Source organism: Psychrobacillus sp. Z16_25 (genome assembly GCF_056856695.1).
The window spans coordinates 241,890-255,631 of sequence record NZ_JBXEOV010000003.1; the positions used below are offsets into that span (position 1 = coordinate 241,890).

General features: G+C 42.4%; 12 protein-coding genes. 1 reads left to right on the forward strand and 11 read right to left on the reverse strand.

All coding sequences use genetic code 11. The features are described from left to right. Positions 1-16 precede the first annotated feature (16 nt). From AC1VU3_RS05695 to AC1VU3_RS05725, 7 genes are all read right to left on the reverse strand, one after another. Positions 17-1,561 (reverse strand): 2-isopropylmalate synthase, encoded by a 1,545-nt coding sequence (locus tag AC1VU3_RS05695; protein WP_482982998.1) that lies wholly within the window; start codon positions 1,559-1,561, stop codon positions 17-19. Further along, complete coding sequence (gene ilvC / locus AC1VU3_RS05700; protein ID WP_480388824.1) at positions 1,548-2,582, reverse strand: ketol-acid reductoisomerase; 1,035 nt, start codon at positions 2,580-2,582, stop codon at positions 1,548-1,550. Before ilvC ends, AC1VU3_RS05695 begins: the two co-directional genes overlap by 14 nt. 186 nt (positions 2,583-2,768) lie before the next feature. Further along, complete coding sequence (ilvN, locus tag AC1VU3_RS05705) at positions 2,769-3,284, reverse strand: acetolactate synthase small subunit (RefSeq protein WP_480388825.1); 516 nt, start codon at positions 3,282-3,284, stop codon at positions 2,769-2,771. Then, on the reverse strand, positions 3,281-5,020 hold the full coding sequence (ilvB, locus tag AC1VU3_RS05710; RefSeq protein WP_480388880.1) for an acetolactate synthase large subunit: 1,740 nt from the start codon (positions 5,018-5,020) through the stop codon (positions 3,281-3,283). The genes ilvN and ilvB overlap by 4 nt, the downstream gene beginning before the upstream one ends. A 352-nt stretch (positions 5,021-5,372) precedes the next feature. Next, the gene (gene ilvD, locus AC1VU3_RS05715; protein WP_482982999.1) at positions 5,373-7,040 is read right to left on the reverse strand and encodes a dihydroxy-acid dehydratase; all 1,668 of its coding nucleotides are present in this window, start codon (positions 7,038-7,040) and stop codon (positions 5,373-5,375) included. 1,009 nt (positions 7,041-8,049) lie between these two features. After that, positions 8,050-9,738, reverse strand: coding sequence for a methyl-accepting chemotaxis protein (locus AC1VU3_RS05720; protein WP_482983000.1), 1,689 nt, complete (start codon positions 9,736-9,738; stop codon positions 8,050-8,052). 17 nt (positions 9,739-9,755) lie between these two features. Continuing rightward, on the reverse strand, positions 9,756-10,445 hold the full coding sequence (locus AC1VU3_RS05725) for a C40 family peptidase (protein ID WP_482983001.1): 690 nt from the start codon (positions 10,443-10,445) through the stop codon (positions 9,756-9,758). A 160-nt stretch (positions 10,446-10,605) separates the two neighbouring features. Here AC1VU3_RS05725 and AC1VU3_RS05730 point away from each other — a divergent pair, with 160 nt between their 5' ends. Beyond that, entirely contained in the window at positions 10,606-10,938 is a 333-nt protein-coding gene (locus tag AC1VU3_RS05730) for an SCP2 sterol-binding domain-containing protein (RefSeq protein ID WP_482983002.1), read from the forward strand. Positions 10,939-11,008: 70 nt separating this feature from the next. On the opposite strand, the gene fliT is transcribed toward AC1VU3_RS05730, so the two are convergent. From fliT to AC1VU3_RS05750, 4 genes are read right to left on the reverse strand one after another with little or no spacing between them, the layout of a single operon-like run. Next, entirely contained in the window at positions 11,009-11,362 is a 354-nt protein-coding gene (gene fliT / locus AC1VU3_RS05735; protein ID WP_482983003.1) for a flagellar protein FliT, read from the reverse strand. Next, positions 11,359-11,760 carry a flagellar export chaperone FliS gene (fliS, locus tag AC1VU3_RS05740; protein WP_482983004.1) on the reverse strand — a complete coding sequence of 134 codons (402 nt, stop codon included), beginning with the start codon at positions 11,758-11,760 and terminating at the stop codon, positions 11,359-11,361. The genes fliT and fliS overlap by 4 nt, the downstream gene beginning before the upstream one ends. A 30-nt stretch (positions 11,761-11,790) precedes the next feature. Continuing rightward, positions 11,791-13,296 carry a flagellar hook-associated protein 2 gene (locus tag AC1VU3_RS05745; protein ID WP_482983005.1) on the reverse strand — a complete coding sequence of 502 codons (1,506 nt, stop codon included), beginning with the start codon at positions 13,294-13,296 and terminating at the stop codon, positions 11,791-11,793. 17 nt (positions 13,297-13,313) lie between these two features. Further along, the gene (locus AC1VU3_RS05750) at positions 13,314-13,685 is read right to left on the reverse strand and encodes a flagellar protein FlaG (RefSeq protein WP_482983006.1); all 372 of its coding nucleotides are present in this window, start codon (positions 13,683-13,685) and stop codon (positions 13,314-13,316) included. Positions 13,686-13,742 lie beyond the last annotated feature (57 nt).

Below are 13,742 nucleotides of genomic sequence, written 5' to 3' on the forward strand. Positions count from 1 at the left end.
CTCACTCACTCCTCTTTTATTGATTCACTAATGCCTTACGTTCTTGCACATGCTCTTGCATCAGTCGACGATTGATCGCATTTATATAAGCTCTCGCGGATGCCTTTAACACATCCTGTGACGAATTTCTTCCAGTGGATACTGCACCATTATAAGAAAGGTTGATCACTGCTTCCCCAAGCGCATCTCTTCCTTTTGAAATAGAGGATACTCGGTAATCTAGGATTTTCACCTCTCCATTCACCAGTATTTCTAACGTCTGAAAAATTGCTTCTACCGCTCCGGAGCCCTCTCCTTTTGCAATAAGACTTTCTCCACTTGGGGTTTTGATTCGAATTGTAGAGGTTGGCACATTGTTTTCATAATGAACGACCAGCTCCTCTAGCTCGTAAACCTCGACTTCTCCACTAGTTACCTGCTGCTCTGTCAATAAAGTGAATAGATCCTCTTCGGAAATTTCCTTTTTCCGATCGGCTAGCTTTTTAAAAGTAGCAAAAGCAGCGTTTAATTTATCCGGCTCTAGCTGAAACCCTAGCTCCTCTGCCCTTTTCGAAAAGGCATGGCGTCCGGAATGCTTTCCTAACACTAGCTCAGTTGCTGCTTCTCCAATTAAAGCCGGGGTAATAATTTCATAGGTTTCTGGATTCTTTAGCATGCCGTCCTGATGGATGCCAGATTCATGGGCAAAAGCATTTTTCCCGACTACTGCTTTATTCGGCTGAATGACAACCCCTGTCAGCTTGCTTACGAGCTGGCTCGTGCGTTTGGTTTCCTTCAGCACAATGCCAGATTCCGTTTGATAATAATCCTTTCGTATATGAATGGCTACCGCCACTTCCTCTAGCGCCGCATTTCCAGCCCGTTCTCCAATACCGTTAATCGTTCCCTCCACCTGCGTGGCTCCGTTTTCAACAGCTGCCAAGGAGTTCGCTACGGCAAAGCCTAAGTCGTCATGACAATGTGCAGAGAGCTTTACCTTTTCTATGCCATGCACATTTTCCGATAAATATCGGAAAAGTGCGCCGTATTCAATAGGAGTGGCATATCCCACCGTATCTGGAATATTGATCGTGGTAGCTCCTGCCTTAATTACCTCTTGAATGATTCTCACAAGGAAGTCTCGATCGGAACGTGTCGCATCCTCTGCAGACCATTGCACCAGCGGAAAATATTTTCGTGCCAGCTTAACGGATTCCACTGCCAGCTCGATTACCTGCTCCGGTGTTTTATTCAGCTTATATTGCATATGAATTGGAGAGGTTGCGATAAATGTATGAAGATGTGGCTGTACCCCGCCTCTTAGTGCCTCCCAAGATGTCTCAATATCACTTTTCATCGAGCGAGCCAAGCCAGTTACCACGGAATTCTTGACAGTGTCCGCAATTTGCTTCACTGCATGAAAGTCTCCAGGTGAGGAGGCAGGAAACCCCGCCTCAATAATGGAAACGCCATATCTTTCAAGCTGACGTGCGATTTCTAGCTTTTCCTGCGTATTCAGGTTAATCCCAGCGGACTGCTCGCCATCTCTTAGGGTAGTATCAAATATGTCAACCTTGCCCACTAGTCACCACTTCTTTCCTCACCTGTTTTTTACCTGCGTTGATAAATGGCATCATCTCACGAAGTTTTTCTCCCACCTCTTCAATTTGGTGCTTCGATTCTGCTTCCTTGATCGCATTATATTTCGGACGATTCGTTTCGTTCTCCTCAATCCATTCCTTTGCAAACTTTCCGCTTTGGATATCTGCCAGTACATCTTTCATCCGTTCCTTCACTGATGCATCTATGATTCTAGGCCCTGATACGAAATCGCCCCATTCTGCTGTATCGGAGATGGAATATCGCATCGTAGAAAGTCCTCCCTCATACATTAGGTCGACAATGAGCTTCAGCTCATGGAGCGTTTCAAAATAGGCTAGCTCTGGCTGATAACCTGCTTCCACAAGTGTTTCAAAGCCGGCTTTCACAAGAGCAGTCGTTCCTCCACAAAGTACAGCCTGCTCACCGAATAGATCTGTCTCTGTTTCTTCTTTAAAGGACGTTTCTAATACACCAGCTCTTGCAGACCCGATTCCTTTTGCATAGGCAAGTGCCGTTTCCTTCGCATTTCCGGTTGCATCTTGGTATACAGCGAATAATCCTGGAACTCCAGCACCAGATTCGTATGTTCTACGCACTAAATGTCCCGGTCCCTTAGGTGCAACTAGGAATACATCTACATCCTCAGGTGGAATGATTTGACCAAAGTGAATGTTAAAGCCGTGTGCAAATGCTAGTGACTTCCCAGCTGCTAGAGCCTGCTCGATTTCTGCCTCATATACTGCCTTTTGTTTTTCATCTGGCAATAAAACCATGATTACGTCTGCACGTTCAGCCGCTTCCTTCACCATATACACCTCATGACCGTCCTCTTTTGCCTGATCATACGATTTCCCTGGGCGAATCCCTACTACCACGTTATAGCCGGAATCCTTCAAGTTCGATGCATGTGCATGCCCCTGCGAGCCATAGCCGATGATTGCGATTGTCTTTTCCTGTAGAACTGCCTCGTTGATATCCCCGTTATAATACATTTTCGCCATAATAAATTCCTCCTAGTTTTTATATTGTTTTGTTATCCCGCATTAAGGGACAGTAAGATTCCCAATTCAAGATGGTAAAAGAAATGAAACAGCTAAGCGGGAGATCAACTGTCCCTAAAAGCCCGATTGGTTCAACTAATGATTGCTGGGGGATGAAAGAAAACCCCTACCAATCAAAATTTCACTTTATTGTAAAATGGATAGCTGTGGCGCAGGAGCCTTTTGTGTTTCCCTTACAAAGGCAGTGACACCGGTTCTCGTAAGCTCTTTTATTCCATAAGGCCTTACTAGCTCAATGAATGCATCTATCTTTTCTGAATGCCCAGTGACTTGAAAGGTTACGACGTTCTTTCCTGTATCAATTGTCTGTGCTCGGAACGGCTCTACGATACTATTGATTTCCGCCCTTACTGCCGGAGGAGAAACGACCTTTATGAGCGCCAGCTCTCGAACGACAATCGCTTTATCCGAAATATCCTGTACCTTTAGTACATCTACCTGCTTCTGTAACTGTTTGAGAAGCTGCTCAAGCTTTTGTTTATCCTCCACATGGACGACAATCGTCATCTTGGAAATCTGCGGTTGTTCTGTGTGCCCGACTGTGATGCTTTCAATATTGAATTGCCTTTTCATCAACAATCCCGTCACCCTGTTCAGCACGCCACTTTGATTGATTACTGTGATCGTTATCATTCGTCTCACTCTGGCTTCACCCCAATCATTTCATGCAAGCCTTTCCCTGGAGCAACCATCGGGTATACACTTACCTTTTGTACCACTCGACAATCAATTAAGACGGGCTCATCGGATTCGAGTGCCTCCTTCAGCTGCTCCTTCGCTTGTTCCAGCGTTTCAATCTTGTATCCCTTGATGGCATAGGCTGCTGCCAGTTTCATAAAATCTGGCTGGACTGGGATCAATGAATGAGAATAGCGCTCTCCATGGAAGGTCTCCTGCCACTGTCTCACCATTCCAAGTGCTTGATTGTTCAAAATAATGACCTTTACCGGAATTCTAAGCTCCTGTAAAAGAGATAGCTCCTGAAGCGTCATCTGAAAGCCTGCATCTCCTACTATTGAGACCACCTTTGCGTCCGGCTTTGCGATTTGAGCACCAATCGCTGCAGGAAAACCAAAGCCCATCGTCCCTAGTCCACCAGAGGTCACCCAATTATGTGGGCTCGCAAATTTGTAATATTGAGCGGTCCACATCTGATGCTGACCTACATCCGTTGTAATGACTGCCTCTCCACCCGTATATTCTTGAATTAGCTCTAGCACCTGCTGTGGCAGAAGTCCACTTTCCTGTGCATTTTCATAGAATAGCGGATACTGTTTTTGATTCGCCTTAAGGCTCTCCAACCATGCGGCAGTGTTGCCATTTGGACCGTTCTGATTGAGCAGTGCCTGTAATGCTTCCTTCGCATCCGCCACTATCGGAATTTCTGTTGGGACGTTTTTTCCAATCTCGGCTGGATCGATATCAATATGAATGACTTTTGCATTCGGTGCAAAATGTGCTAAATTCCCTGTCAGTCGATCATCAAATCGAGCGCCAATGTTAATGAGCAGGTCACAGGTCTGAATGGCCATGTTCGCTGTATATGTTCCGTGCATCCCTGCCATTCCAAGGGATAGAGGATGGTCTCCTTTGATAGATCCTAGTCCTAGCAATGTATTGGCCACCGGAATTTGATATTTCTCCGCAAACGCTGCTAGCTCGTCTGTTGCTTTTGCGAATAAAACACCTGCTCCTGCTAGAATCAATGGCTGCTTCGCTTGGGAGATGGCAAGAGCCGCCTTTTGTATTTGTAAGAAGTTTGGAGAGGTCGTCGGCTGATAGCCTGGAAGGCAAACCTTTTCTTCCTCCTCCACCTGCTCTTCAAAAATGGCTAATGCCATATTTTTCGGTATATCTACGACAACGGGTCCTGGACGACCAGTGGATGCGATGTGAAATGCTTCGTTTATTATCCTCGGGAAGTCTGCTACATCCTTCACCTGATAGTTGTGCTTCGTGATTGGCTGTGTAATGCCTATAATATCCGCCTCCTGAAAGGCATCTGTCCCAATGACCGTTGTAGCAACCTGCCCTGTAAACACTACAAGTGGAATGGAGTCCATCATGGCATCTGCTATCCCTGTGACCACGTTCGTTGCACCAGGTCCAGAGGTTGCGATGACCACTCCCACCTTTCCAGAAACCCGTGCATAGCCCTCTGCCGCGTGAATGGCTCCTTGCTCGTGCCTTGCGAGGATATGCTTAATCGGATTCTTGTGCAGCGCATCATAGATTGGCAAAACTGCACCTCCCGGGTACCCAAATACTACTTCCACCTGATGCTTTTTCAACGTTTCAATAAAAACCTCAGCCCCGTTCCTTTTGGCGACTTCTTCACTAAACGGCTCGGTCCTTAATTGCTCGGCTTCCACAGTCATTTTCATCATCTGTTTCCTCCTATTCGTCCAGTAATTAGTTGTAAAAAAAGAAAGAATCTCTTCCCATACAAAAAAACCTTCGTTCGTTTGCATAGGGATGAAATTCTTTCATGGTACCACCCTAATTCGCAGCAATGCTGCCTCATGAACATACGGCGAAAAACCGTATATCCTTTTCTAACGGGGCAGTCCTTCACTGCTCCCGGAAATGCCTTAGGACTTTACTCCGTTCAGCACCTCACTCCGAGGGGATGTCGGAAAAGGTTGTATTGTCGGCTCCCAGCAATACCGACTCTCTGTGAATACAATGCTCCTCTTCCTTTAACCTCATCAACGCTTTGTCTATGTAGTTTTATATTTTCATTACTCCACCAGTGCTAGCTGAAGTAACAAGCTTCGAATATCTTGCTAAGTATCCTTTTTTAATCTTCGGCTCAAATGGCGGTAGCTTTGCCCTTCTATTTGTAAGCTCCTCTTCACTTACCTGAAGCTCAATCGTTCTTTCCGTTAGGTCGATTGAAATAATATCTCCATCCTCTACTAACGCAATTGGACCACCGTCTGCTGCTTCCGGAGAAATATGACCGATAGATATACCTCTCGATGCTCCGGAAAACCTTCCGTCTGTAATGAGCGCAACCTTCGTTCCAAGTCCACGTCCTTGAATCGCAGAAGTTGGAGCTAGCATCTCCGGCATTCCCGGGCCTCCTCTTGGACCTTCGTAGCGTATGACCACCACATGCCCTTCTTGCACAGTTCCATTATCAATCGCTTCTTGGCAAGCCTCTTGTGAATCAAACACGATTGCCTTCCCCGTAAAGTCCTTGATAGATGGATCTACTGCTCCTACCTTGATAACCCCACCCTCAGGAGCAATATTTCCGAATAGTACGGATAAGCCTCCAACCGGACTATAAGGATTTTCTTTTCTTCGAATGACTTGCTCATTCGTAATCTCGCAATCTTTCACATTTTCATAGAGTGTCTTCCCTGTAATCGTGAGTCGATCCGGATGGACAGCGCCCGGTATTTCACAAAGCTCTTTGATGATGGCGCTTACGCCTCCTGCAAGATGTACGTCATGCATGGAGTAATCAGATGCCGGCATGATTTTTGATAAATAAGGAATCCGCTTCGCAACCTCGTTAATGTCACTAACGTTGTAATCAATTTCTGCCTCGTGAGCAATCGCCAGTGTATGAAGCACTGTATTCGTAGAGCCGCCCATCGCCATATCAAGCGCGAACGCATCGTCAATCGTTTCCTTCGTAATCAAATCTCTCGGCTTCACATCTTCCTTTACCATGCGAATCAAATGTCTCGCAGCCTCCCGAATTAACTCGTGTCGCTCATCAGACGTTGCAACAATCGTTCCGTTACCCGGAAGTGTCACACCTAGCATTTCCATTAGAGAGTTCATCGAATTTGCTGTAAACATTCCAGAGCAAGACCCACAAGTAGGACATGCATTCTGTTCAATGTCGAGCAGCTGCTCTGCTGTCATCCCACCAGACTTATAGGAGCCGACTCCTTCAAATACGGAAGTAAGGGAAAGCTGCTTCCCGTCCTGGGACACTCCTGCTTCCATCGGTCCTCCCGAAACAAATACCGCTGGGACATTCGTTCTCACCGCTGCCATCAGCATGCCTGGTGTGATTTTGTCACAGTTCGGAATGTAGAACACGCCGTCAAACCAATGTGCGTTAATAACTGTTTCCGCTGAATCGGCAATTAGCTCTCTACTTGGCAGCGAGTATCTCATCCCGATATGCCCCATCGCAATGCCGTCATCTACACCGATTGTGTTGAACTCAAACGGAATTCCGCCTGCTTCTCGAATTGCCTCTTTTACCACTTCGGCGAATTTATTTAAATGCATATGCCCTGGAATGATATCTATATAGGAGTTACATACACCGATAAACGGCTTATCTAAGTCTCTTGTCTTGACCCCGGTTGCGTAAAGTAAGCTTCGATGTGGTGCCCGGTCAACACCTTTCTTGATCATGTCACTTCTCATAAACATCTCTCCTAAATCTTTTGCCGAGTAGTCATTTATATCTAGAAAATTCCATCAATAAGTTTGTGAATTTTCTTGCAATAAAAATATATTGAAGCTATCATACCTCCCTCAAAACCAAGAGTCAACAGGCTTTTTACAAATTTTCAGTTAGTTTAGAATATTTGGTTATTATGTAATCGCTTACATTGGTGATATATCGCATTTTGCATATAGAAAAAATTTTTATTAAAAGTTTTAGAAATTTGACGGATTGATGGGAGATTTATTTTGAGAGAGGACTGGAGATTTGGAGTTTGAAATTTTGCAAGTATGATTTTGTGTCTTAAGAAGATGTTTATCCTTCTTATTTTCTTAACCTTCGGTTCTACGCTGCGCCGACGCTTTCCGTGGGCACGGGTCGAGCCAAGGTCTCTCCCTCGTGCGTTCCCACAGGAGTCGTCGGTGCCGCTCCGAACCACTTGGAGAGGCTACTTGCATAGTGATTTTGATCAGTGTCTTGAAATAGGTGAGTATCTTAAATTTTTGTCCGCATTAAACTCCTGACTCTCCGCTAGCAGTAACGCTATCAACCACTCAAACTTTAATTGCAACCAATCGAAAACACAAATTATCAATATATCCCTTTGAGCAACTAAAGCAAGCAAAAGTGCAACTAAATTATGGGTTAGCGCAACTATTTGATCAATAAGAGCAACTAAAAAGTTTGACAATCGCAAGTAAGCTCCTGGCTACCGCTAGTAAAGGTTACTTAAGCACAAGTAACGATTCTTAAACTGCAAGTAAATCTGGATTAACCGCACGTATTACCATTTTGCTTCCAACCTCCACTCAATACCCTTCTCATTTTAAAAGACGGTCACAGACTTTCGCTACACTCGCCCTACTGGAAGCTATCAATAGGACGGTCATCACCCTCTATGTAATCTCTCTTCATTCAAAGCCATCCCTGTCACCGTCCCCCTAACCCAACAAAAACCCCCATCCACCAAGTGGACGGGGGTTGCTCTTATATTTTAAAATGGCTGATGGTGTCTTGGAGGTTTTCTGCTAGGTTTGCGAGGGATTGGGCGTTTGCTGTGATTTCCTCGTTTACTGCTAGCTGCTCCTCTGTTGCGGCGCTTGTGTCGTTCGCTCCGTCCGCTACGATTGCTGCAAGGCGTTGAACCTCTTTGGATCCCTCTGATACCATTGCTGCGATTTCTTGGATTTGATGAACGGCACTGGAGACAGATTGAACCTTATCATTGACTCCTGATACGGCCGATTCAATTTGGTTGAACACTTCTAGTGATTCATCTGTTTTAGATATTCCCTGCTCGACTTTTTCTTCTCCGACAGCTATCGCTTTGACTGCTTTGTTCGAGGAGGCTTGAATGACCGCAATCATTCGGTCAATTTCTGCTGCGGAGTTTTTAGATTGCTCTGCTAGCTTGCGAACTTCTTCCGCTACAACTGCAAAGCCTTTTCCATGCTCCCCTGCTCTTGCCGCTTCGATAGCAGCGTTTAAGGAGAGGAGATTTGTCTGCTCTGAAATATCACTGATTAAGGCTGTGATACTTTGAATTTCATTTGAATGCTTTGCCATATCTGTCACGATTCCTGCCGCTTCATGAATCGTAGTTTGGATGGTATTCATGTGGTCGGCAACAGAAGCAACCACCTCTGAACCGGTTCCAATTAGTTCACGTACTTCTGTTGTGGAATGCAGCATGTCCTCATTGCTTGTAGAAATTTCGTCAATTCCGTTTTTAAGCTCATTCATGGCTTGCACAGAAGTGTCCATATGACTCATTTGTGAGTCAGTAGATGCTACTTGATCTCCTGCAGATTTTACTACAAGTTGGGACGATGCTAAGCTTTGCTCTGCTCCTGCTGAAAGCTCCTCTGCATTTGCTGCAAGCTTAAGCGAGGAATCTGTTACATTTGTAACGATTAAACGCAAATCCTCTGTCATTCGATTAAAAGCAGATGCCATCTCGCCAGTCTCGTCCTTATTTTTAATATGTATGGAGGATACCGTCAAATTGCCACTTGCTATTTCCTTTAGACTGTCTGTCACTTTATGAATTGGTCTCGTAATGCTTTTCGTTACAGCATAGGCAAGTAACATCCCTAACACAACGCCTGCCAGCGATACAGCAATAACTAAGATAGATGCCCCTTCCATAAAATCATCAATTTCCGCTCTCGTTGCCAACATTTCCTCTTGAAGATTCTGTTCTACTTTTTCTAAAATACCAACCATCGTTTGATTAATATTTTTCGAGTTTGTCGTCATTGTATTTAACGTTGCTTGGTCCTTAGCTGCTTTCGCTGCAATAATAGTTTCATTCGTTGAAATAAAGACATTTAGTTTATTCTCAAACTCGTTTAATAAATCAACAGATTTTGGCTCAGAGATACCTTCTATAAGCTCAGTTGTTAAATTCTTCGTTAACTCCTCACTTTCTAACACGCCCTTTTTGGACGCATCTGTGCTTGTCAACAAATGATCAAAAAGATGAGAAGCCGAATCCTTCTGTGCTCCCTTAATTTCCTTAATTAAATTCACCTTTTCCATTCGATCGTCTAGCAACAGCTTATATTGGTCACTAACATCCTTTAAAGTCAAAATACTAAAAAGACCTACTGCTAATAAAATAACGAGAATGGCTAGATTACTAAGCATTAGCTTCTTCCCTATTGTCCATCTCATCCGACTACAATCCCCCTCTATTGAATGTGTTGAAATCTATTAAAGGAAACAAATCGTTCCTGCCAATAAACATTATCTAAATTCGTAACCTCTACCCCTTTAGTTCCCGCATGGATAAATCTATTTTCTCCTAAATAGATTCCCATATGTGAGATTCCAGCTTTGTATGTATTTTGAAAAAACACTAAATCTCCGGGGATAGGCTCTACCACAACAACTGTTTCTTTAAAGTAGTCATCGCTACTTTTTCTAGTAATATCAACACCAGCTTGAGAATGAATAAAATAAATAAAGCCACTGCAATCAAAGCCAGTCATTGTATTACCACCAAACAAATAAGGGATGCCTTCTAATCGATGAGCAAAATCTATTAAGAACTGATAGGTAGTTTGACTACTTGCCGAGATAGCAGGAGAAACATTAGGGACTCCTAACTGATAATCTTTCTGTACAACCGGCTTTTCCTTTTCTACTGGCTTCTTGACTACAGGAGTGGATGTTTTTGGTTTTTGAACTACAAGCTTCTGCTTGATTGAAAGGTTGTCCTTCTTTAGCTTATTCCAATTCTTCAGGTCTTGAACAGTTACCTTATGAATCTTTGCTATTTTTGATAGCGTATCGCCTTTTTTTACTTCATAAACTGTATTAGCATGAACTTCTCCCGAAAAAGCAAATAATAGAATGAAGACAAACAGTACTTTTTTCACAATACTTTTCTCCCCCTTTCTCTTTATTATCGGCTAAAAAGGCAGAATTGTGAAGACAATGTCGAAATATTGCCTGGGAAATAAAAAATCTAGCAAATTCTCAGAGAATATGTCATGATAATAAATGAATGAGCATTCATATTTTAAAGGGGATGAAGAAATGAATGAAACATGGCAATTAATCGAAAAGACAATGAACGAGAACAATGCACCAATTCAGAACCAAAATGTTCGCTATGAGTTCAACCTGACTGGTGATGAACCATCCGTTAAACAGCTTGTATTAGCTGACGGGCTTGCAACTGTGACAGATGATACATCTGAAAAAGCAGACTGCAAATTGACGATGAGTTCCAAAGACTTCATCAAGCTGATCAATGGGGATCTAAATGCGACGGCTGCATTTATGTTTGGCAAGCTGAAGGTGGATGGAAGTATGGGGTTAGCATTGAAATTGGAAGGTCTGTTAAAGCAGTATCAATTTAAGAGTTAGTAATTCAACATTAGAAAGAAGAAAGGCTTGTGAGAAAAAGAAACTACTTTCTCACAAGCCTTTCTATGACTTAGTTTTTTGTATCGTAGAATGTCCCATCTTTTGTAACATTACTATAGGGATTAACATAGTTTTTTATATTACTTTTTTTCGCCTTAGCGTCGTGAAGGTTCTTTTTTATTTCATTGTTGAATATGACTAGGCTCTTCTGAAGACTTTCTTCCATTGCTATAAGTTCTTTACCAAGGGTTTCTTCCTCCGCAGTATACGGACTAGTTATTTGTGATTGTAATTGGTCACGGATATCTAAACACTTTTCAATATTAGCTATTGTCTCATCTCGACTTGCTTCGTCCGTCTGCTGTGTGAGTTTCAAAAGAGTCTCAGACACTTCACGCCAAACTTTCATTGCTGGTCGAATCATATTTCCTTTACTTCCCCGTATTGTTTTTGACGGTTAATTTGGATAACTTGCTTCCATGTATCGCGAAAATCAGTAATGATTGCAGCTGCTTCATCGAACATCTTACCATCTTTTTTGATGTTTCCTTCTATAAGGCGATTATTTACAAATTCATATAGTGTAAGCATATTTTGAGATACCGGATAAGAAGTATCTAATGTAAGCATCAACTCAGTTACGATTGCCTGAGCCTTTTGAGAAGATAAATTCATCTCTTGGATATTATTATTTTCAAGTGAACTTTTAGCCTTGTGGATAAATTTCAGGCAACCGTTGTACAGCATAAGTGTTAGTTCGCCAGGCGTCGATGTATTTATTGAGTTATTCTGATACGTTGCATATGGATTATTAGCAGCCATTAAAATCTCTCCTTTTTGTTGCCACTTTTATCAAGCGCCTCCACCAAGAGCATTCATCAAGTTAGCAGATTGTGCATTTGCACGTTGAATCGCATTTTCCATAGCCGTAAACTGTTTCCAATAACGTTCTTCCATTACTTTTAAGCGATCTTGGAACCTATCCATCTGCTTATTCATTTCTTTTAAATTTCGTCCTAAAGTAAATGAGTCTTCCGTGGAACTAGCACTTCCCGCTCGTTTATGAATTTCTTTATAACTACTCTCTGCAATAGCTCTTAGACGAACTGCAAATCCTTGCTCGCCAGTTGGACTACCTGGAGACACTGTAGCGCCAGATTGCGCGAATAGTTTTTGAACTTTGTCCGGATCAGTGTTAATGGCTTCCTTCAACTTTGTCTCATTAACAACTAGTTTACCATTATCTTGCCAAGCATATTGACCACCAGGGGTCGCAATGCCAATATCTTTCAGTGAACCTTGATCTTTAACGGAACCCATAAGTGCAGATCGCATCTGTGTTATCATGCCTGAAATAACTGGATCGTTTCTTAGCAAACCGCTTTTTGCTTTTTCTTCCCATAATTCAACTTCTTTTTCTGACATTTCAGCCTTTTCTTCCGCTGAAAGTGGGTGAAAATCTCGATAATTTTTTTCTTTAACTAGGCCATTCAACTCATCTATCAATTTATTATAGTCATCTACAAACTTAACGATATTTTCAAAAACAGCATCTGTGTCTGGCTTCGAACTGAAGTTTATATCAGTATTATTTGCTGCTTTCAGGGTAAACTCATATCCGTTGACAACAACCGTATTTGCTGAACTTTCCATTCTAAGACCATTTACAGTATATATCGCTACTTGCCCCTTATTGGCAGTCTCAACAGATTTTCCGAACAAACCTAATCTTTGGGCAATGTTCCCATCACTAGAAACAACGATTTCACTGCTGCCATTTGCATTAGCGCCTCCATTTTTTGTAGATAGCGCAATTTGACCAGAATTGGCATCATAAAAAGCATTAACCCCTGTTTGTTTCGTAATCTTATCCATTACGTTCTGAATGGTATCTGTTGAAGCAATAGTAACTTCTTTTTCCTGCATTACTCCGTTTTCATCTATGGCACTTATTTTCATGTTCGTTCCCGTAATTCCTAGATCTGCCATAGTAGTAGTTGCCGGTTTACCGGCTCCTCCTGCTATTACGTCACTCTGCATCGTTGAATTTTTGGCTAACTGTTCTATTTTAATTGTTCCCGAAAAATCGCTCGTCGAGTTTTTGTTTTTAACGGAAACATCATTTGGTGCAGAACTTTCCGTGATTTTCGCACTAAACTTGGTTGAAAGTACCATATTGTTGAAAATATTATCACTGAACTCTTTTACTTTTCTATTTACAGCACGATAACTGTCTAGTTGCCACTGAAGCGTTTGTTTCTTCTGTGTAACCTTCGTAAGTGGGATTCTTTGTACTTTCATTAAATCGTTAATAATTGAGTCTGTATCTATTCCAGATGCTAAACCACCAATTTTCACAAACGGTCACTCCTTCCTTATATTTTGTGATTGACAAACAAGCCATTGAACTCCCGCATTGCAGCATGAGCATCCATCAATTTTTTTGAAGGAATCTCTTTAATAACTTCATGTGTTTTGGGATCGACGATTGTAACATAATATTCATTCAATTTTTCATGAAACTCAAATCGAAGCTCTGAATTAGAACCTTTCAAGAATTTATTCATGCTTTCCATTATTTCCTTTGCCTGTTCGGCAGGTAACTGATTCCCATCGTTAACCTTTTCAATGGTTCCGTTCACTATTTTTTGGAATTCTTCAACCATGACATCCTTGTCAGGTCCTTTAGGATCCAATTTTATACTCCCTTGCATCGATACCCCATTGCGTTCAATATTATTTACCATTTCCCATACCTCCTTGTATTTGAGAGCACTCACATACAAATTATATCGGCTATCCAA

What these genes read in the sequence shown, in the direction of transcription:
- fliS (WP_482983004.1), bottom strand. Translation starts at nt 11,760, where the DNA reads ATGGCTGCTAATAATCCATATGCAACGTATCAGAATAACTCAATAAAT.
- fliT (WP_482983003.1), bottom strand. Translation starts at nt 11,362, where the DNA reads ATGATTCGACCAGCAATGAAAGTTTGGCGTGAAGTGTCTGAGACTCTT.
- AC1VU3_RS05730 (WP_482983002.1), top strand. Translation starts at nt 10,606, where the DNA reads ATGAATGAAACATGGCAATTAATCGAAAAGACAATGAACGAGAACAAT.
- ilvC (WP_480388824.1), bottom strand. Translation starts at nt 2,582, where the DNA reads ATGGCGAAAATGTATTATAACGGGGATATCAACGAGGCAGTTCTACAG.
- ilvD (WP_482982999.1), bottom strand. Translation starts at nt 7,040, where the DNA reads ATGAGAAGTGACATGATCAAGAAAGGTGTTGACCGGGCACCACATCGA.
- AC1VU3_RS05750 (WP_482983006.1), bottom strand. Translation starts at nt 13,685, where the DNA reads ATGGTAAATAATATTGAACGCAATGGGGTATCGATGCAAGGGAGTATA.
- AC1VU3_RS05720 (WP_482983000.1), bottom strand. Translation starts at nt 9,738, where the DNA reads ATGAGATGGACAATAGGGAAGAAGCTAATGCTTAGTAATCTAGCCATT.
- ilvB (WP_480388880.1), bottom strand. Translation starts at nt 5,020, where the DNA reads ATGACTGTGGAAGCCGAGCAATTAAGGACCGAGCCGTTTAGTGAAGAA.